The 21341-nt window shown below is 37.6% G+C and carries 14 protein-coding genes and 1 pseudogene; 14 read left to right on the forward strand and 1 reads right to left on the reverse strand.

Features of this window, described 5'->3' with window-relative positions:
• Positions 1–589 precede the first annotated feature (589 nt).
• From rpoB to HRK21_RS07325, 14 genes and pseudogenes are all read left to right on the forward strand, one after another.
• Positions 590–4144 carry a DNA-directed RNA polymerase subunit beta gene (rpoB, locus tag HRK21_RS07260; RefSeq protein ID WP_003723045.1) on the forward strand — a complete coding sequence of 1185 codons (3555 nt, stop codon included), beginning with the start codon at positions 590–592 and terminating at the stop codon, positions 4142–4144.
• 169 nt (positions 4145–4313) lie between these two features.
• Entirely contained in the window at positions 4314–7919 is a 3606-nt protein-coding gene (rpoC, locus tag HRK21_RS07265; protein WP_003729180.1) for a DNA-directed RNA polymerase subunit beta', read from the forward strand.
• A gap of 75 nt (positions 7920–7994) precedes the next feature.
• Positions 7995–8540 carry an HAD family hydrolase gene (locus HRK21_RS07270; RefSeq protein WP_003737977.1) on the forward strand — a complete coding sequence of 182 codons (546 nt, stop codon included), beginning with the start codon at positions 7995–7997 and terminating at the stop codon, positions 8538–8540.
• Between the two features lie 65 nt (positions 8541–8605).
• Complete coding sequence (locus tag HRK21_RS07275; RefSeq protein ID WP_069887656.1) at positions 8606–10066, forward strand: glycoside hydrolase family 1 protein; 1461 nt, start codon at positions 8606–8608, stop codon at positions 10064–10066.
• A 216-nt stretch (positions 10067–10282) separates the two neighbouring features.
• Positions 10283–10726, forward strand: a complete 444-nt coding sequence (locus tag HRK21_RS07280) for a hypothetical protein (protein ID WP_003728067.1) — start codon at positions 10283–10285, stop codon at positions 10724–10726.
• Positions 10727–10804: 78 nt separating this feature from the next.
• Positions 10805–12439 carry an ATP-binding cassette domain-containing protein gene (locus HRK21_RS07285; protein WP_309148147.1) on the forward strand — a complete coding sequence of 545 codons (1635 nt, stop codon included), beginning with the start codon at positions 10805–10807 and terminating at the stop codon, positions 12437–12439.
• Positions 12436–14211 carry an ATP-binding cassette domain-containing protein gene (locus HRK21_RS07290; protein ID WP_070005906.1) on the forward strand — a complete coding sequence of 592 codons (1776 nt, stop codon included), beginning with the start codon at positions 12436–12438 and terminating at the stop codon, positions 14209–14211. Before HRK21_RS07285 ends, HRK21_RS07290 begins: the two co-directional genes overlap by 4 nt.
• Positions 14192–14596, forward strand: coding sequence for a hypothetical protein (locus tag HRK21_RS07295; protein WP_070005907.1), 405 nt, complete (start codon positions 14192–14194; stop codon positions 14594–14596). The genes HRK21_RS07290 and HRK21_RS07295 overlap by 20 nt, the downstream gene beginning before the upstream one ends.
• 281 nt (positions 14597–14877) lie before the next feature.
• A pseudogene (locus HRK21_RS07300) lies at positions 14878–15288 on the forward strand (InlB B-repeat-containing protein); the annotation flags it as partial.
• Between the two features lie 76 nt (positions 15289–15364).
• The gene (locus tag HRK21_RS07305; RefSeq protein ID WP_070005908.1) at positions 15365–16504 is read left to right on the forward strand and encodes an ArgE/DapE family deacylase; all 1140 of its coding nucleotides are present in this window, start codon (positions 15365–15367) and stop codon (positions 16502–16504) included.
• A 133-nt stretch (positions 16505–16637) separates the two neighbouring features.
• Positions 16638–17054 (forward strand): MarR family winged helix-turn-helix transcriptional regulator, encoded by a 417-nt coding sequence (locus tag HRK21_RS07310; RefSeq protein WP_069887651.1) that lies wholly within the window; start codon positions 16638–16640, stop codon positions 17052–17054.
• A gap of 6 nt (positions 17055–17060) precedes the next feature.
• Positions 17061–18020: a ring-cleaving dioxygenase gene (locus tag HRK21_RS07315; protein ID WP_069887650.1), complete on the forward strand. Its 960-nt coding sequence runs from the start codon at positions 17061–17063 to the stop codon at positions 18018–18020.
• Positions 18021–18091: 71 nt separating this feature from the next.
• The gene (locus tag HRK21_RS07320) at positions 18092–18727 is read left to right on the forward strand and encodes a histidine phosphatase family protein (RefSeq protein WP_069887649.1); all 636 of its coding nucleotides are present in this window, start codon (positions 18092–18094) and stop codon (positions 18725–18727) included.
• An 83-nt stretch (positions 18728–18810) separates the two neighbouring features.
• The gene (locus tag HRK21_RS07325; protein ID WP_070005909.1) at positions 18811–20697 is read left to right on the forward strand and encodes an ABC transporter permease subunit; all 1887 of its coding nucleotides are present in this window, start codon (positions 18811–18813) and stop codon (positions 20695–20697) included.
• 13 nt (positions 20698–20710) lie between these two features.
• On the opposite strand, the gene HRK21_RS07330 is transcribed toward HRK21_RS07325, so the two are convergent.
• Complete coding sequence (locus tag HRK21_RS07330; protein WP_077952713.1) at positions 20711–21340, reverse strand: SMI1/KNR4 family protein; 630 nt, start codon at positions 21338–21340, stop codon at positions 20711–20713.
• Position 21341 lies beyond the last annotated feature (1 nt).

Below are 21341 nucleotides of genomic sequence, written 5' to 3' on the forward strand. Positions count from 1 at the left end.
AACAATTCTTAATGTTTTGTTCAAATGGTACTTTGTTAAAAGGGATAAATTCTTTAAATTAGGTAATCTTTATACAATTTCAAAGCATACGCAAAAGAAGCGGCAAATATTATAACATGCCGCTTCTTATTTTTCTAGAAAAATATTTGACATAGGTAGAGAGATGTTGTATTATAGTATAATGCCAAAAGAATCTATACCGTTTTTTTGCGTTGCATTTTATTTCAAAATACGATTAAAAATGAAGCGTTTTCGCGGTTTTTGGTGCTATAAATAAACATGGATGTGGTTTTCAGAAATAGTTGATGAAATCCGCTTTCTTTTTGTCTAAAGCAGCAATTTTTTTCTTTTTGAAGTTCCACTTGATTTCCGTCTAGGTTTTATCTGATTGCGGCTATGCGAATCAGATGTACACAAGGTAGCAGGAAACTTTTGATGAACGATGTTTAAGGCTGATGAGGGGTATGGAAGTACTTGCTTTTGAACGATTTTACTTAAACATCGGGTGCGGGGGGTTCCACTGTTTTTGTGCCTAAAGGTGAAGTCGGTGTGCTTATAAATTTTTTAATTAATTTGAGGGGTGAATAGTTTGTCAGGACATTCAGGACATGATGTAAAATATGGACGGCATCGTACGCGTAGAAGTTTTGCGCGAATCAGTGAAGTACTTGAATTACCAAACTTAATTGAGATTCAAACAGCTTCTTACCAGTGGTTCTTAGATGAAGGGCTACGTGAGATGTTCCGCGATATTTCGCCAATTGAGGATTTTGCGGGTAATTTATCTTTAGAATTCATTGATTACGATCTTGGAGAGCCGAAATATTCGGTAGAAGAATCTAAGAACCGTGATGCAAACTATGCGGCTCCACTACGCGTGAAGTTGCGCCTAATCAACAAAGAAACCGGCGAAGTAAAAGACCAAGAAGTATTTATGGGTGATTTCCCACTAATGACTGAAATGGGTACGTTCATTATTAATGGGGCAGAACGTGTTATCGTTTCCCAATTAGTTCGTTCTCCAGGTGTTTACTTCAATGGAAAACTAGACAAAAATGGTAAAAAAGGCTTTGGTTCTACTGTCATCCCTAACCGTGGGGCTTGGCTTGAGTATGAAACAGATGCTAAAGACGTTGTACACGTTCGTATTGACCGTACACGTAAATTACCAGTAACTGTTTTACTTCGTGCACTAGGCTTTGGTTCCGATCAAGAAATTATTGATTTAATCGGGGACAATGACTACTTACGCAACACGCTTGAAAAAGACAACACTGACAATGCTGAAAAAGCACTTCTAGAAATTTACGAAAGATTACGTCCGGGTGAACCCCCAACAGTTGATAACGCTAGAAGCTTACTAGTTTCTCGTTTCTTTGATCCAAAACGCTACGATCTTGCAAGCGTTGGACGTTATAAAATCAACAAAAAATTACATCTAAAAAACCGTCTATTCAACCAAACATTAGCAGAAACTTTAGTGGATCCAGAAACTGGTGAAATTATTGCTTCTAAAGGTGACATTTTGGATCGTCGTAATTTAGATCAAATCATTCCAAATTTAGAAAACGGTGTAGGTTTCCGCACACTTCGTCCAACTGATGGAGTTATGGAAGATAGCGTACTCGTTCAATCTATTAAAATCTATGCACCAAATGATGAAGAAAAAGAAATCAACATTATCGGTAACGCGTATATCGAAGAAAATGTAAAACACATCACGCCTTCTGATATTATTTCATCCATTAGCTATTTCTTTAACTTGCTACATGGTGTTGGCGATACAGATGACATCGATCACCTAGGTAATCGTCGTCTTCGTTCTGTAGGTGAACTTTTACAAAACCAATTCCGTATCGGTTTATCCCGTATGGAGCGTGTAGTTCGTGAGCGTATGTCTATTCAAGATATGACGACAATTACACCACAGCAATTGATTAATATTCGCCCAGTAGTTGCATCTATCAAAGAATTCTTTGGTAGCTCGCAGTTATCTCAGTTCATGGATCAAACAAATCCACTTGGCGAACTTACGCATAAACGTCGTCTTTCGGCGCTTGGACCTGGTGGTTTGACGCGTGAACGTGCTGGTTATGAAGTACGTGACGTGCATTACTCTCACTATGGCCGTATGTGTCCGATTGAAACGCCAGAGGGACCAAACATTGGTTTGATTAACTCCCTTTCTTCCTTTGCGAAGGTAAATAAATTCGGCTTTATCGAAACGCCTTACCGCCGCGTAGATCCTGAAACAAACCGTGTTACAGATAAGATTGATTACCTAACTGCGGATGAAGAGGATAACTATGTAGTAGCACAAGCAAACTCGAAATTAGACGAGCAAGGTACTTTCACAGAAGAAGAAGTTATGGCTCGTTTCCGTTCAGAAAACTTAGCGGTAGAAAAAGAACGTATTGACTACATGGACGTATCGCCTAAACAGGTTGTATCTGTTGCGACAGCATGTATTCCGTTCCTTGAAAACGATGATAGTAACCGTGCGCTAATGGGAGCGAACATGCAACGTCAAGCGGTTCCTCTTATGCACCCTGAAGCTCCATTTGTTGGAACAGGTATGGAACACGTATCTGCAAAAGACTCTGGTGCTGCTGTAACTGCCAAACATGACGGTATTGTAGAACACGTTGAAGCCCGCGAAATTTGGGTTCGTCGTGTATCTCTAGTGGATGGCAAAGAAGTAACTGGCGGAATTGATAAATATACATTACGTAAATTTGTTCGTTCTAACCAAGGTACTTGTTATAACCAACGTCCAAACGTAGCAGAAGGTGACCGCGTTGTTAAAGGAGAAATCCTTGGTAACGGTCCATCGATGGATTCCGGTGAACTTGCTCTTGGTCGTAACGTACTAGTTGCGTTCATGACTTGGGATGGTTATAACTACGAGGATGCGATCATCATGAGTGAACGTCTTGTAAAAGATGACGTTTATACTTCGATTCATATTGAAGAATTTGAATCAGAAGCTCGTGATACTAAACTCGGACCTGAAGAAATGACTCGTGATATTCCAAATGTTGGGGAAGACGCTTTACGCGACCTTGACGAACGTGGGATTATCCGTGTTGGTGCTGAAGTAAAAGACAACGACCTTCTAGTTGGTAAAGTAACACCAAAAGGAGTTACCGAATTAACTGCAGAAGAACGTTTATTACACGCTATCTTTGGTGAAAAAGCACGTGAAGTTCGTGATACTTCATTACGTGTACCTCATGGCGGCGGCGGAATCGTGCTTGACGTGAAGATCTTTACACGTGAAGCAGGCGACGAACTACCACCTGGTGTAAACCAATTAGTACGTGTTTATATTGTACAAAAACGTAAAATCCATGAAGGCGATAAAATGGCCGGACGTCATGGTAACAAAGGGGTTATCTCCCGTATTTTACCTGAAGAAGATATGCCATTTATGCCAGACGGAACACCTGTTGATATCATGCTTAACCCACTAGGGGTACCATCTCGTATGAATATCGGACAAGTACTAGAGCTACACTTAGGTATGGCTGCTCGTGCTTTAGGAATTCACGTTGCAACACCAGTATTTGATGGAGCGAATGAAGAAGACGTTTGGAGCACAGTGGAAGAAGCTGGTATGGCGCGCGATGCGAAAACAATTCTTTATGACGGACGTTCTGGTGAAGCATTTGATAACCGTATCTCTGTAGGTGTAATGTACATGATCAAACTTGCCCACATGGTTGATGATAAACTTCATGCGCGTTCAACTGGACCTTACTCTCTAGTAACGCAACAACCGCTTGGTGGTAAAGCACAATTTGGTGGACAACGTTTTGGTGAAATGGAAGTATGGGCACTGGAAGCTTATGGTGCTGCTTATACACTTCAAGAAATCCTAACGATTAAATCCGATGACGTGGTTGGTCGTGTGAAAACTTACGAAGCGATTGTTAAAGGCGAAAGCGTTCCAGAACCTGGTGTGCCAGAATCCTTCAAAGTACTCATCAAAGAACTTCAAAGTCTTGGAATGGATGTTAAAATGCTTTCCGCAGACGAAGAAGAAATCGAGATGCGTGACATGGATGATGACGACTTTACTAATCAAAATGATGCCTTCAATATCGTACAACCGGAAAATGCAGCCGCTGAAAAGACTGAGTAATTCGGTTCGATAATTGAGACTCCAAAACAATAAGAAACAATGATTTGTTTTTTGCAAAATATAAAATTAAGCGATCGCTAAGGCTTTCCCTAAAAGTCTGGGAAGTGTGCGGGAATCCTCAAGCACTTCCTAAAGCGAATGCTCCAAACTAATTTAGGAGGTTGGGCACTTGTTAGATGTTAATAATTTTGAGTATATGAAAATCGGTCTGGCATCTCCAGATAAAATTCGTTCATGGTCTCACGGTGAAGTAAAAAAACCTGAAACCATCAACTACAGAACGCTGAAACCTGAACGTGACGGCTTATTCTGTGAAAGAATTTTTGGACCAATGAAAGACTGGGAATGTTCTTGTGGTAAATACAAACGTGTTCGCTATAAAGGCGTAGTTTGTGACCGTTGTGGAGTAGAAGTAACGAAATCAAAAGTGCGCCGTGAACGTATGGGCCATATTGAACTCGCAGCTCCTGTTTCTCACATCTGGTACTTCAAAGGAATTCCAAGCCGTATGGGTCTTGTTATGGATATGTCCCCACGTGCACTAGAAGAAATTATCTACTTTGCATCCTATGTGGTTACAGAACCAGGCGATACTCCACTTGAAAAGAAACAACTTTTATCTGAACGTGAATACCGCGTTTATCGCGAAAAATATGGTAAAGGTTTCTCAGCTGGTATGGGCGCAGAAGCTATCAAAAAAATCTTAGCCGATATCGACTTAGAAAAAGAAACAAATGATTTAAAAGAAGAACTAAAATCTGCACAAGGTCAACGTCGTACTCGTGCAATTCGTCGTTTGGAAGTTATGGAAGCTTTCCGTAATTCCGGCAACAACCCAAGCTGGATGGTACTTGATGTGCTACCAGTTATCCCACCGGAAATTCGTCCAATGGTACAACTTGAAGGTGGCCGTTTTGCAACAAGTGATTTGAATGACTTATATCGTCGGGTAATCAACCGGAACAACCGTTTGAAACGCCTTCTTGATTTAGGTGCACCAAACATTATCGTGCAAAATGAAAAACGGATGCTACAAGAAGCTGTCGATGCTTTAATTGATAACGGTCGTCGTGGTCGTCCAGTAACAGGTCCAGGTAACCGTCCGCTTAAATCCCTTTCTCATATGCTTAAAGGGAAACAAGGTCGTTTCCGTCAAAACTTACTAGGTAAACGTGTCGATTATTCTGGTCGTTCCGTTATCGTAGTTGGACCTAACTTAAAAATGTACCAATGTGGTCTTCCAAAAGAAATGGCACTTGAATTATTCAAACCATTTGTTATGAAAGAACTAGTTGGACGCGGTTTAGCACACAACATTAAGAGCGCTAAACGTAAAATCGAACGTATGGCTCCAGAAATCTGGGACGTATTAGAAGAAGTTATCCGTGAACATCCGGTATTACTTAACCGGGCGCCTACGCTTCACAGACTTGGTATTCAAGCATTTGAACCAACGCTAGTTGAAGGTCGCGCAATCCGTCTTCACCCTCTTGTATGTACAGCTTACAACGCTGACTTTGATGGTGACCAAATGGCGGTTCACGTTCCTTTATCCGCAGAAGCACAAGCTGAAGCACGTATTTTAATGCTTGCAGCTCAAAACATTTTGAACCCTAAAGATGGTAAACCAGTTGTAACACCTTCCCAAGATATGGTGCTAGGTAACTACTACCTTACTTTAGAACGTGAAAATGCTGTCGGCGAAGGTACTATCTTCAAAGATATCAATGAAGCGCAACTTGCGTATCAAAACGGCTATGTACACTTACATTCTCGTATTGCTGTATTTGCTGGTTCGATTCCAAATGAACGTTTCACTGATGAACAACGCAAGCAATTATTAATTACGACTGTGGGTAAACTGATTTTCAACACAATCTTACCAAAATCGTTCCCTTATATTAATGAACCAACGAAATTCAACTTAGAAATCGAAACACCAGCGAAATATTTCGTTGATACTACAACAGATGTTCGCGCGCATATTGCTGCACAAGAACTAATCGATCCATTCAAGAAGAAAATCCTCGGTAACATTATCGCGGAAGTCTTCAAGAAATTCCATATTACCGAAACTTCAAAAATGCTTGACCGTATGAAAGATCTTGGTTTCAAAATCTCGACTAAGGCCGGCATGACAGTAGGTATTGCGGATATCTTAACACTTGAAGAAAAACATGAAATTCTTGAAAAAGCACATGATACTGTTGAAAAAATCACTAAATCATTCCGTCGTGGTCTGATTACAGATGATGAAAGATACGAACGCGTTATCGGTGTATGGAACGCTGCCAAAGATGAAATCCAAGGAAAACTGATCTTGAGTTTGGACCGCTTAAATCCAATCTTCATGATGCAAGATTCCGGAGCTCGTGGTAACATTTCCAACTTTACACAGCTTGCTGGTATGCGTGGACTGATGGCTGACCCATCCGGACGTATCGTAGAATTGCCAATTACATCTAACTTCCGTGAAGGTTTAACGGTCTTAGAGTATTTCATTTCTACCCATGGTGCGCGTAAAGGTCTTACCGATACAGCCCTTAAAACAGCCGATTCCGGTTACCTTACTCGTCGTCTTGTTGACGTGGCTCAAGATGTTATCATTCGTGAAGACGATTGTGGCACTGACCGCGGTCTTACAATTAAGGCTATTCGTGAAGGTACTGAAATCATCGAACCACTTGAAGAACGTCTAGAAGGTCGTTATTCTCGTAAAACAATTCGCCACCCAGAAACAAAAGAAGTTATTGCACGTGAAAACGACTTAATTACAGAAGCAATTGCCACTCAAATCGTTGACGCTGGAATTGAAGAAGTAACTATCCGTTCTGCATTCACATGTAATACAAAACATGGCGTATGTAAAAAATGTTATGGTAAAAACTTGGCAACTGGTACAGAAGTCGAAGTTGGAGAAGCAGTTGGTATCATCGCTGCCCAATCCATCGGGGAACCAGGAACTCAGCTTACTATGCGTACTTTCCATACAGGTGGGGTTGCCGGAGACGATATCACGCAAGGTCTTCCACGTATTCAAGAAATTTTTGAAGCACGTAATCCGAAAGGGCAAGCTATCATCACTGAAGTTGGCGGTGAAGTTGTTTCTATCGAAGAAGGTCGTGATCGTCAACAAGAAATCACTATCCAAGGTACAGATGACCGCCGTTCTTACAACATTCCTTACACTGCTCGCCTGCGTGTAGAAGAAGGAACTATCGTAGAACGTGGGGAAGCTCTAACTGAAGGTTCTGTGGATCCTAAAGCCTTGATTCGTGTTCGTGACGTATTATCCGTTCAAGAATATCTACTTGCAGAAGTACAAAAAGTTTACCGTATGCAAGGGGTAGAAATTGGCGATAAACACGTTGAAGTAATGGTTCGTCAAATGTTACGTAAAATCCGCGTAATGGATACTGGTGATACAAACATCTTACCAGGTACATTAATGGATATTCATACGTTTACAGAAGCCAACCGCGATGCTATCTTAAGTGGTAGCCAACCAGCAACAGGTCGTCCAGTTCTTCTAGGGATCACAAAAGCTTCCCTTGAAACTGACTCCTTCTTGTCTGCTGCATCATTCCAAGAAACAACTCGTGTCTTGACAGATGCTGCAATCAAAGGAAAACGTGATGAACTTCTGGGACTGAAAGAAAATGTTATCCTAGGTAAACTTGTTCCAGCTGGTACAGGTATTGGTCGTTACCGCAAACTGAAATCCGAAGTTATCAAGGAAACAGCTGAAGTAACTGACGAAATCACAAATATTTAATCTTACAAAGCCAAGTGTGCCGTTCGCGTACACTTGGCTTTTTTTGTTATACTCTAGAAAAAGGAGTGAAGTGATTTGATTACACATGTTATTTGGGATATGGGCGAAACATTAAATACCGTACCAAACACAAGATACGACCATCACCCTCTCGATACTTATCCAGAAGTAGTGCTACGGAAAAATGCTAAAGAAACGCTTGAAAAAGTAAAACAACTCGGATTCAAACAAGCCATTCTTAGCAACACCGCAACGAGTGACACAGAAGTGGTTAAGCGAGTATTAACCAATTTTGATATCATCGATTATTTTGACTTCATTTACGCATCCAATTCCGAATTACAACCAGGAAAAATGGAAAAACCAGACAAAACTATTTTTGACTTTGCGCTAAATGCTCTTCAAATTGATAAAACGGAAGCAGTCATGGTAGGAAATACATTCGAAAGTGATATTATTGGCGCAAATCGTGCGGGAATCCATGCGATATGGCTGCAAAATCCAGAAGTTTGTTTGCAAGATGAGCGTCTCCCTCTTGTCGCGCCACCATTTGTTATCCCGGTTTGGGACTTAGCCGATGTTCCTGAAGCCCTTTTATTACTAAAGAAAATTTCTTCTTGACCTGTAATGCATTACACAGAGTAGACTAAAAAAGTAGAAGAAATTAGCCGGAAGGGGCGAACGAAATGACTGAAGTGAAAAAACAATTTCCAAAAGGATTTTTATGGGGTGGAGCAACTGCTGCGAACCAAGTTGAAGGCGCTTACGATATAGATGGTAAAGGCCTTTCCACAGCAGATATGGTCAAATTCATTCCCAAAGAAGAACGCACACAAGATCATGCATTAGATGTATCTAAAGCAGAAATCGAAGCAATTATCGCTGGGAAAGTAGAAGGCAGATTCCCTAAACGGGAGGGTGTTGATTTTTATCACCGCTATAAAGAAGACATTGCTTTATTTGCCGAAATGGGTTTTAAAACATTCCGCTTATCATTAAACTGGGCACGTATTTTCCCGAATGGTGATGACAAAGAGCCGAATGAAAAAGGGCTTGAATTTTATGATAAAGTGTTTGATGAATTATTAAAATATGACATTGAGCCACTTGTGACGCTTTCTCACTATGAAACGCCACTAAATCTTACTTTAAAATATAACGGCTGGGCTGATCGTCGCGTTATCGGATTTTTCACGAACTATGCAGAAACAGTTTTCAAACGTTATAAAAACAAAGTAAAATATTGGTTAACTTTTAACGAAATCAATGTTATTTCACTTAGCGCATACACTGGTGGGGGCGTGCTTTTAGAAGACGCGAAGAATCCACTTGAACTTTCTTATCAAGCAGGACATCACCAATTCGTAGCCAGTGCTCTTGCAACAAAATTGGCGCATGAAATTATTCCTGGATCACAAGTTGGGTGTATGTTAGCGCGTATGGCGACTTATCCTGCGACTAACAACCCAGATGATATCCTAAGAGCACAATATGAAAACCAACAAAACCTATTTTTCACTGACGTCCATGCTCGCGGTGAATACCCAAGCTACATGAACCGTTTCTTCCAAGAAAACGACATTCACATCGTAAAAGAAGTTGGCGATGACGAAATCTTAAAAGCACACACTGTTGATTTCATCTCATTCAGCTACTACATGTCCCTATCCGCAACAGCTAGCCCAGAAGGCGACCGCTCTGCCGGGAACTTAATGGGCGGCGTGAAAAATGAATACTTGGAGTCGTCCGATTGGGGTTGGCAAATCGATCCGAAAGGCTTACGCTGGACACTAAATGATCTTTATAGCCGCTACGAATTACCACTTTTCATCGTGGAAAATGGCTTAGGCGCTTATGATACAGTGGAAGAAGACGGGAAAATCCATGACGATTACCGAATTGACTACTTGCGTAAACATATCGAACAAATGAAAGAAGCAATTGCAGACGGCGTAGATTTAATGGGTTACACAAGTTGGGGTCCAATCGACCTAGTAAGTGCCTCCACAAGCGAAATGTCCAAACGCTACGGCTTCATCTACGTAGACCAAGATGACTGGGGCAAAGGAACGTTAGAACGCTCCCGCAAAGATTCATTCTTCTGGTATAAAAAAGTAATTGAAACAAATGGTGAAGATTTAGATTAATAGGTAGAGTACAGCCCCGCTTTGGCGGGGCTGTTTTTTTATGAATGTAAAAGCGAAGTATTTATCTTTTAGCATGGATTAAATTTAAAAATATTAATAATTAGATAGAAAATTCTAAAATAATTAGGTCTAATTGCTCTTATGTATTGTTTTTCACAAATTGCTATGATACAATTTTTTAGATGAATGGAGAGCGAACTAGAGAGAGGAAACAACATGAAAAAAACACGTGTCACATGGGCAATTGTTATTGCTATAGCAGGCTTATTAGTTTCTGTGATTAGTTTATCAGTAAACATCACCCAGAATAGATATAATGTTCGAGGAGTGGATTCTAGTTCCCAGTGGAAAACTGGATTTCAAAAAAATCAAACTGTTTGTGCAATAGAAACAAAGAAGCATTGGACAAAGGGCAGTGTGAAGTATGGTGTGAACCAAACTTCTGGAACTGTTAAGACAAAGTATAGTATATACAGCAAAAAAAATAATGATAGGTATGTATTAATGTATAAGGATGGATATACATCAAGAAATAATACATACTACGGGGAATTTTATGGTCACTATGCAGGCGGAAAAGATAAATTTTCATATAAATTAGAAAAGAAAAATAATAAAAATGTAAAATCACAACTTATTGTAGATTTATTCGTAATTTAACAATAACAACAAGGCTCTTCATTCATCTAGAAAATAAAAGGATATATCAATGTGAATATAACTAAAAACGGATTATAGATAATTATTGGGGCAAATGGAGTAGGGAAAACAACATTAGCTAAGAAAATACTTCAAGATAACAGAAGTATTAGTTGCATGATGAAGCAAGATGATAATCAAATATTGGAGTATGAAACGGTTTTAACCAATATTACTATGAACGAAATCGCAGAAAAAACGGTTATTAATTTTCTAGAAGAACATCAATTAGACTATTTAATAACTAAAAAAAGTAAATATCTCAGTGGGGGAGAAAAAAGATTAGTTAACCTTCTAAGAGCTATTTTGTCAAATCAAGAAGTATTGATATTAGATGAGCCATCAAATGACTTAGATATTGATGTATTTGAGAAAGCAAAACAAATTATTTATCAAGCGGCAAAATCTAAAATAATACTATTAATTACGCATGATGATCGTTTTACTGAATATGATAAAAAAATAGAAATAATGAAGAATCAATGTTATGAAGCAGATAGTTTCAGCTTTAATAAAGAAAGTTCGAAAGAGCGCATTATCAAAATTAAACCTAGAAGGACTTATTTCTTATATATCTTCTATTTAATTTGTATGACGATTTTCGCTATTTTTTTAGTGATTTTACTGAAAACCAATGCCGAAGAAACAAGTCCTTCTAACGAAAAAGGCACATATCAACTCGCTACACTATACAGCACTAATGCTTCTTCTTATGACAATAATGAAGCAATTAATACGATGCTTATACAATCAGCAACTAAATTTAATAAAGCTAAGTTCTTCACAGAAGAAACACGCATTAATGAAGATGAGTATTATGAAGAAGCGATTAATTTGAAAAAAGATACTTATCAAAAGTTAATATATTTAGAGTTATATAATCCAAAAACAAAAGAATTTATCAATATTAAAGCTGCAATGATGGAAGCTTTACGTGGAGATTTAAAGTTGAATGTAGAGACAGAATTCATTAGTAATGACGAAAATTACTATAAAAATAGTGACAGTCCATCTTTCTGCGTTCCTAAAAGTTTAACTTTAACAGAAATGGAAAAAGCTAAAATTAAGCAGCTAGGATTTGAACTTCATTATAATGATACTTTGCAATCAAATCAGGTAGAAATAGAATTTAATCCTAGTGTTTATACGCGAATTGTGAAAAAAGTAAATCAACAAGATGTTTTAATTACAGAAGCATATGTGCAATTAAAAAATCAAGAATCATTTTATGATTTCTTAGCAGAAAATAAACTATATGCTAAAAAAATATTTATTAAAGGATATGAACCAGAGTTATTAAACGCTGAGGTTAATCAATACAGTAATGCAGTTATGCTGATTAAAAAAGTAGCACTTCTTATATGCTTACTACTCTTAGTATTATTAATTTTACTAATTATGTATGAGGTTAGTTATAAAAATAGTTATAGTACATTGGCTTACTATGGCTATAATGAAAAAGAGCTACTTCAATTCAGAAAAAAAACGTATCTCATTACAAACTTTAAAATCTTTTCGGTTATTAGTACTGTTATTTTTCTTTTAATTATGTGGAGTATTGTTCATTCGGTGCTTATTACCGCCATAATAGGTGTAGTAATAATATTTTTCTTTTTTGCCTACATCGTCATACCATTAATAATTAAAAACAACATTAGAAAGGCGATTATATGAATAAAATAAATAAATTTAGCATTTTTTCTATTACTAAGCCGGGTATTTACACAATTACAGGTAGTAACGGAAGTGGAAAAGCAACCTTTATTGAAAATGAATTAAAAAATAACCCAAATAAAGTAAAAGATGTAGCTTACTTTGCGCAAAAAAATTGGAAATATAAAACTAGTGTAGAGAAATATTTACACTTCCCAAAAACTAATCCGAGCTTAATACAAAAGTATTGCGAGTTGTTTTCTGTAGATAACTACTACTTAGAAAAAGATATCCAATTATTAAGCGGCGGAGAATTTGTCAAAGTAGAATTAGTGAGAACATTAGCTTTGGACGCTCCTATAATTATTCTAGATGAACCTACAAATAATCTAGATAACAAGTCCTCGGAGATACTTGCTAATATTTTAAGTGAATTAGCAAAAACGAAAATTATTTACTTAGTTAGTCACGATACTCGATTGGAGCATTTTTTTGATAAAACTATTTTTGTAGATAAAGATAGGATAGAAGTATCTTCTAAAATTGAAATAGAGCAGAACGAGATTCAAGTTAAAAGTAAAAGAGTTGTTTCAAACGGAAGAATTTTAAAATATTTACTTAGTTCAAAATTTAATTTCTTGATGTTTGCGTTTATTATAGTACTAACTATCTTATTAACCAATATTACCTCCACTATTATTTTACGCTCCGTTCCAATAGAAGAGAATTTAACTAGTGATTATAACTTTGAATTGATGGATATTGCGGAGAATTATTCTAGATATTTTAATATTGAAATGACAGAAAGTGAAATTGAAGATGAATTTCAGGAACCTAATCATCTCACTACAAATGAGTTGATTGAATTACAAAACAAAGACTATATCAAACAAATTTATGTTGTAGATGAAAGCTATATAAATGAATTTGTTTTGGATAATTCCAAGTTTGAAGTTTTGGCTCTTCCGGAAATAATTACAGACTCGCCTAACTATGTAAATGCTTTTCCTGTTACTAAAATGCACTTAACCAAAGGACGTTTTCCAAAAGACGATGCTAAAGAAATAGCGTTATCTTTTACTCAACTGAAAAAATTTTTCCGTGATGATATTAGTGAAGAATCAGCTATAGGTAATAAATTAGAGTTTGAAAATGAGTTGTATGAAATAGTCGGTATAGTTAACTCTCCAGTAGCAGCGATCTCTTATTCCAAACAAGTGAGTAAAGGAACTGTTGAGGTTGATGATAAGGCTTCTGAGAAATTAAATAATATATTGTTAAAGCTTGAAAAAGAAAATTATGATAACCCTAATTTTTCTATTATTTCCATTAAACTAGCTAATAAAAACCAGCATGAACTTTTAAACTATTTAAAAGTTCATGGACCAAGCTACCAATATGCCTCAAATTATGTGGATAGTGTTTCGCAAGTAGCTTTTTGTAAACAAAATTTAGCAAAAATACTTCTTATATCAGTAATTTTTTCTCTTATAGTATCTGTGTTGATTTTTATTTTTGGAAGAAAATCATTTAGTTTAATTAATGGCTTTTTAAACGATATGTCTAATTTAAATTTTAAACCGAGAAAGAATAAAAGGTTTATTTATGTAATAATGATATTAGATTTTTTGTTGAGTATGCCTGCGTGCTTGTTAGTAAGTCGAGTTATTATTGGAGATAATATAGGTATGCTAATGATTCTTCCAACACTAGGGGTTTCAGCTATCATGTTTATGCTAACATTACTATTAATGAGTTACCGGGATAAGAAGAATGATTTTAGAAATTTATAAAAGTTGGATTATAGTCTTAGTTTTGCATGAATTAGTCCACATTTTCTTTGTCCTACTTTTTAGGGGAAAGATAGCTAAGGTCGTAATAGGCAACTTTTTCTTCCTTAATGTAAGAAAAGTCGCTATTTCACCCATTGTCATTAACTGTTCTGTATCTTATGAAGAAGATTCAAATTGGGGATTAGGAAAGCAAGCACTCATTCTATTGATGCCTGCTGTTATTAATTTGACAATGGGAATATGGATAGGGTTTGATTTTATATTTATAAAGATTTTTAGCCTATTTATTGCTATAAATTCTTTATTACCAATTCCTTACTTACAAACCGATGGCTATCTTATGTTTAAGGAGATACAAAAAAGAGTTTTTTTCAAAAAAAAATAAGTTTTATTTATACGCTAGTAAGATAAGTAACGTAATTTGTTGCTTATCTTTTTATTTTTTATCGAATCGGAATCAACTGCTCTCTTATAAGGGGACGATAAAATCAAACAGAGAAAAATCTCATTACTACATGTTTTTATGTGTAGTAGCAGCTATTTGGGGAATTAGTTTATAGGTAAGTGCAAGTCATGGGATGGAAGCACGGGTAGAGAGTATTGTGCAACTGGTGTTGAATTACATTACTACATTTGATGTGGGTGAAACGACTACAACGGGAAATATTAATAACTGAATCAGCTATGCCAACAAAAGAAGGTTATACTTTCTCTGTATGACATAATGCAAAAACAGGTGGGAACGAATGAGATTTTGCAGTAGATAAAATACCTGCGGGTAATATAACTTTATACGCTAAGCTCGCTGAGAACGAAGAACCAAATGCTAGTAGTTCAATTAATGTACACGAAAATAGAACTAACGATGTAACAAATAATTCGAACAGTTCAAGTGAAGATAAAGTCAACATCAAGTTACCAATTTCTGGGGACGAATTGAATGTGCTTCCTATTTTTCTAGGAGCAGTTCTTATCGGAATGGACTTAGTTCTATTCTGCAAAAAACATCAAAAAAATAATCCAATCAATGGCTTGGCTTCTGCAAATTATGCAGTAGCTGAGTCGTTTTCTGTTTGAAGATTGGGAGGATGAGTTTGCCTTTTTATGGAACGGGAAAATATAGAGTGGAATTCATAGAAAGAGGGCGTGAAATATGGATCAACAAAAAAAGATTCAAATTTTAAAGGACATGGTAAATATTGATTCGACTAATGGGCATGAAGAACAAGTTGCGGACTATTTGCAAGAGTTGTTAGCTGGATACGGAATTGAGTCTGAAAAGGTAGATTATGATGTAGACAGAGCAAGCCTAGTAAGCGAAATTGGTTCCAGTTACGAGAAGGTTTTGGCATTTTCAGGGCATATGGATGTAGTTGATGCGGGGGATGTGTCTAAGTGGAAATTCCCGCCTTTTGAAGCGACAGAACATGAAGGAAAACTATATGGACGTGGCGCGACAGATATGAAGTCAGGTCTAGCAGCGATGGTTATTGCAATGATTGAACTTCAGGAAGAAAAACAAAAACTAAACGGTAAGATCAGATTATTAGCAACAGTTGGTGAAGAAGTCGGCGAACTTGGAGCAGAACAACTAAGGCAAAAAGGTTACGCAGATGATTTAGATGGTTTGATTATCGGCGAACCAAGTGGACACAGAATCGTATATGCGCATAAAGGTTCCATTAATTATACCGTTAAATCCACCGGCAAAAATGCCCATAGTTCGATGCCTGAGTATGGTGTGAATGCAATTGATAATTTGATGTTGTTTTATAATGAAATAGAAAAATACGTTGCTTCCATCCATGCGACAAATGAAATACTTGGTGATTTTATCCATAATGTCACGGTAATTAATGGTGGAAATCAAGTCAATAGTATTCCGGAAAAAGCGCAACTACAAGGGAATATTCGCTCGATTCCGGAAATGGATAATGAAACAGTGAAACAAGTGCTAGTGAAGATTATCAATAAGTTAAACAAACAGGAAAATGTGAATCTGGAATTAATATTTGATTATGACAAACAACCAGTATTTAGTGATAAAAATTCTGATTTAGTCCACATTGCTAAGAGCGTAGCAAGCGACATTGTTAAAGAAGAAATCCCATTACTCGGTATTTCCGGAACAACCGATGCAGCAGAATTTACGAAAGCTAAGAAACAATTCCCAGTGATTATTTTTGGACCAGGCAACGAAACGCCTCATCAAGTAAACGAAAATGTTTCTATAGAGAATTATTTGGAGATGGTGGATGTTTACAAACGGATTGCCATCGAGTTTTTATCGTGATAAAACTTTAACGTTTTTTATTCCTCGCTATAAAAATAAGTCTAGTATTTATTTGTAAGCAGATGCTAGACTTTTTTCTTGCTTTTAATTTAGTTTAGCACTAAACTAATAATATCAAGAGGAGGGAACAAATATGGTGAAAAAAGAAGAAAGGCTAGGGGTTTTGCTTTGGTTTCGATTTAGTCGTTTTTATAATCGGAATATGAAGCTGACCAATCAGAATTTGCGAGCGGTAGGGATTTCGACAGCGCAGTTTGATTGCATTGCCCAAATTGGCTTAGACAAAGAGATTACACAGCAACAACTTGCCGAAAAATTAGTTGTAACGAAGGGAAATGTTACCCAACTCCTCGCGAAATTAGAACAATTAGGTTATATCATGCGAACAAAATCAGGACGCGAAAAACATATTACCCTCACAGAAAAAGGCCAAGCGTGTTACCGCGAAAACGTTCCAAAACAAGAAGCTTTTCAGCAAGCTCAATTTGATAAATTAACAAGAGACGAACAAAAAGAACTACTTAAGTTATTAAAAAAATTAGGAGAGTGATTATTTATGAAATTAACGGGAATTCATCACGTATCTATTTTTACAGCAAATGCACGAGCTAACTTTGACTTTTATACTAAAATAATGGGACTACGACTAGTGAAAAAATCGGTTAACCAAGATGATCCATATACGTACCACTTATATTACGGTGATGAAATTGGCTCGCCGGGGACAGCGCTAACTTTCTTTGAAGTTCCGAATATGGCTAAAAACCACCCATCACGCAATGCGATTTCTAGCCTTAGCTTACGTGTGCCAAGTGATGAAGCCTTGCACTACTGGGATAAGAGACTCGATGAGCACCGCATTTTTCACAGTAAACCAATTGACCAATTCGGGCGCCAAATTATTCGTCTAAAAGACGCAGATGGTTTACCAGTCAATTTAATTTCTGATGAAACAAGCACACAAGTAACTGAGGTATCTCCTTGGGAAGATGGCCCAGTTCCAACAGAATATGCGATTCGCGGACTTGGGCCAGTGCGCTTTTCCGTTTTCAAAAAAGAAAAAACAGACCGCCTTTTGACAAAAATATTAGGCTTCGAGCGGATTGGAGCCTACGAAGATGATGATAAATTAGTTACAGTATTCAAAACTGGCGACGTTGGACTTGGCGGCGAAGTGCACGTGGAGTCGCGACCTGATTTAAAACAAGGAAATCTAGGAGCTGGCGGGATTCATCATGTGGCGTTTCGTGTACCGTCAGATGGCGACTTAATTGGCTGGACAGAAATGATTCAAGATCTTGGCTATAAAAATTCAGGTTATGTAGATCGGTTCTATTTCCACTCTCTTTACTTCCGTGAAAGTAATGGTATTTTAATTGAACTTGCAACCGATGATCCTGGTTTCCAGACAGATTTCACGAAAGAACACGGAACCTATGTTGATTTGCCACCACACTTAGAAGAACGTCGCGAAGATATTTTAGCTCATTTAAAACCACTTGATACGGACAAATAAATAAGAAAACCTTGAAAATATGCCTATTCATGATACAATTTTATAAGAGTGTGTAATTAGGAGGTAGAATTTTGGCAGAAGGTTTACGTACAATTTATTTTGTAAGGCATGGTAAGACAGAGTGGAATATGACTGGACAAATGCAAGGGTGGGGCGATTCGCCACTAGTTGCAGAAGGTATTGACGGAGCAAAAGCAGTTGGCGAAGTGTTAAAAGACACGCAGATTGATGCTGTTTATACGAGTACTAGTAAACGCACGCAAGATACCGCGGCTTATATTCTTGGCGACCGTAAAATCGACATTCAACCTCTTGAAGAACTAAAAGAAATGGGATTTGGAACGTGGGAAGGCGTTAGGGTAACGGAAATTGACGAAAAACACCCAGAAGAACGCGCGAAAATTCTTCATAGCCCTGAAACCTACAAAGCCGAAGTAAATGGTGGCGAGACTTACTATGAAGTTGCAGAACGATTACTCACAGGCATCGAAAAAATCATTGCAGAAAATCCAAGTGGCAACATCCTCGTTGTTTCTCACGGCATGTCACTTACGTTATTATTATACTTGCTACAAGGCGGAACCATTGAAGATCACCGCAAAGAAGCACCAAGAATTTTGAACACAAGTATTAGCATCGTAGAATATCAAAATGGCGAATTTTCTCTTAAAAAAATCAATGAAATCAGTCATTTGGACTTAAAATAAATAGAATCTGGGGCATATCTCATTTGGGGTGTGTCCTGGATTTATACATAAGAGAAAGCTAGAAAAAGGGAGAAAACATACATATGAAAAGAATTGTCAAAATTTTTCTACATTATTTATTAGGAATTTTAGGAATTATTTTAATCAGTTGTGTTCCCGCTATATTTAGTAAAGTAACATCCTGGTCATCAAGCACGTATTTGGAGGCTCTTAAGTCAATTTTTACAACGATTTTGCACCCAACGAAATGGGAAATTAGTTATCAAGGAAGCGCAGAAGTTTTTCATATATCCTTGGTGGATTTTATCGCCGGACCTTATTTCTACTCCATGAAAATTATCGTAGCGAGCTTGCTAATTTCCGCTGTTATTGCCTATCTATTAGTAATCACAACCTTTCGTGGGCCAAAATGGTTGCGCCGAGGATTAAGCGGATTTCTATCAATACTTCAAGCATTTCCAGATTTTTCCTTTATTTTCCTTATTCAAATGGCTGTCGTATACATATATCAACAAACCGGCGTGTTCACCTTGAATTTTTATAGTTTAAATGGGGAGCAAATATATGCAGCACCAATTGTTTGCCTGTCTATCGTACCAACAGTGCTCTTTTACAAAATGATGATGCTTCTTATGGAAAATGAATGGCAGGCTGATTATATCCAATTGGCTCGCGGGAAAGGTTTAACCGAGAGAGCGATACTACTGCGCCATGCTACACCCAATATGATGCAGAGCCTATTTTATCAATCAAAAACCATCGTTTGGTTTATTTTAAGCGCCTACCTCGTTGTAGAATTTTTATTCGGTATCGAAGGCGTGCTCTACTACTTGCTAGTGGGATTTAGCCCATTAAATATTTTCCTAGTATTAGCACTCGTGTTCACCCCATTTTACTTCTTTTACGCACTAATAGACCTGTGGATTAGCCGCGGGAAAAATACGGAGAGCACAAATGTGACCCGAATTCCGCTGCACTGGAATAGTTTCCAGAAAACCTTTGTGAAAAAAGTAAACCTTAAAAGCAAATGGCGCCACTTGGTAGTAACGACCGGGCAGCTCCTAAAGCGACCATCCTTCAGCATTCCGCTGGCAACACTTAGCATCTTACTAATCGCAAGCCTTATTTACGGGGTGATGGGAGACAAAATCAACTCGCTTAAATTTATCAGTGATGCGACTGGACGAGTAACCGATATGGCGCCCTTTAAACCAAATGCGCAAGTATGGCTAGGCACCGACCAAGCTGGCAACTCCATTCTTGACCAATTACTCGTCGGCATCAAATATACGCTGCTTATAGCTTTCATCATCGCAACGCTACGTGTCGTGATTGGCTACGTTTTGGCAGTGCCACTCGCATTTTTCAGCAAATCGCGAACACGCAATTTCGTCCAAAGCATAGCGGACGGGATGCATTATCTACCACTGTCTTTACTTGTGTTTATTATCATGGTTAACGAATTTATCAACTATTCTGGCGTTTTTGAAACAAGCTTACTTACACGTATTATCTTCCAAATTTTAATCATGGTGGTAATCGTGTTGCCAATTACAACCAACCGAATCAGCAGTGAAATTTCCCAAGTGTTGAAAAAAGAATTTGTCCTGAGTGCGCTCGTTTTTGGTGGAAATGCTCGTTGGATTTTAACCAAGCATATCAATCCACAAATCTGGTCTAAATTAATTTTGATTTGGATTGAGCAGCTCATTCAAACGTTGCAAATGTTTGTTCATTTAGCTATCTTTGGCATTTTCATTGGTGGGGCAATCATGGGAGCCGATGACGGCATGCTGAATCCAGTTATCCCTGAACTATCTGGTTTAATCGCAAATGCTAAATTCGTTTTCACCAATCATCAATTCTGGATAATTTTGCCTCCATTAGTGGTATTTATGATTTTAATTCTTTGTTTCCAAATGATGGCCAATTCGCTGTTGAAACGAGAAGAAGACAGCAAAAAAGCCTAGTTCATTTAAAGAACTAGGCTTTTTCAAATTCTTCTATAGATTTATCTAACCATAACTCATACCAGTCAAGAAAGTTTAAACGTTCTTCATTTCCAAAGTAAAAATCAGGATAGACGCCATTATCATTATTTCTGTCATCCACCCAAATTTCTCCATAAGAAGGACCATTTACAACAAGGTTAATCGAAACGCCACAACCAAAATTAGCAATACGCAGAAGTCCAAATACTTCTTTATCTTGGAAGCACAGTTCTTGCCAAGCATCATAATCTTCATCGGACATTCCTTCTTTATAACCAGGTGCATTCCAGTCATCTGTATGCGGGAAAGGCTCGCTTAACGTTTGCACCCCGTACTTTTTATCCTTGTAATCAAGCGAGGCGCAAAGCCCGTCCACTAGTGTTTCTAAGCCATAGTAAGGACCCATTCCGCCGTTACCAATTTGCTCTAGAAAAGCACGATAATCTTGAGGTAAAGTAATTTGATGGTCATTCTCAAATTCGGTAAGCGTTTGATTAGACAAAGGTTGATTGAGTTTATAGGCGTGGCTTTCTGAACCAAATAAATTCAAATCGGGATCTTTTTCTTTTAAAGCAGTGATTTTTGTGTGGATTCTAGCAAGTTGATTTCGCTGATCAACCATC

Origin of the sequence: Listeria monocytogenes, from assembly GCF_013282665.1 — a bacterium.
Taxonomy (GTDB): Bacteria; Bacillota; Bacilli; order Lactobacillales; family Listeriaceae; genus Listeria; species Listeria monocytogenes_C.

What these genes read in the sequence shown, in the direction of transcription:
- HRK21_RS07275 (WP_069887656.1), top strand. Translation starts at nt 8,606, where the DNA reads ATGACTGAAGTGAAAAAACAATTTCCAAAAGGATTTTTATGGGGTGGA.
- HRK21_RS07280 (WP_003728067.1), top strand. Translation starts at nt 10,283, where the DNA reads ATGAAAAAAACACGTGTCACATGGGCAATTGTTATTGCTATAGCAGGC.
- HRK21_RS07290 (WP_070005906.1), top strand. Translation starts at nt 12,436, where the DNA reads ATGAATAAAATAAATAAATTTAGCATTTTTTCTATTACTAAGCCGGGT.
- HRK21_RS07295 (WP_070005907.1), top strand. Translation starts at nt 14,192, where the DNA reads ATGATTTTAGAAATTTATAAAAGTTGGATTATAGTCTTAGTTTTGCAT.
- HRK21_RS07305 (WP_070005908.1), top strand. Translation starts at nt 15,365, where the DNA reads ATGGATCAACAAAAAAAGATTCAAATTTTAAAGGACATGGTAAATATT.
- HRK21_RS07310 (WP_069887651.1), top strand. Translation starts at nt 16,638, where the DNA reads ATGGTGAAAAAAGAAGAAAGGCTAGGGGTTTTGCTTTGGTTTCGATTT.
- HRK21_RS07315 (WP_069887650.1), top strand. Translation starts at nt 17,061, where the DNA reads ATGAAATTAACGGGAATTCATCACGTATCTATTTTTACAGCAAATGCA.
- HRK21_RS07325 (WP_070005909.1), top strand. Translation starts at nt 18,811, where the DNA reads ATGAAAAGAATTGTCAAAATTTTTCTACATTATTTATTAGGAATTTTA.
- HRK21_RS07330 (WP_077952713.1), bottom strand. Translation starts at nt 21,340, where the DNA reads ATGGTTGATCAGCGAAATCAACTTGCTAGAATCCACACAAAAATCACT.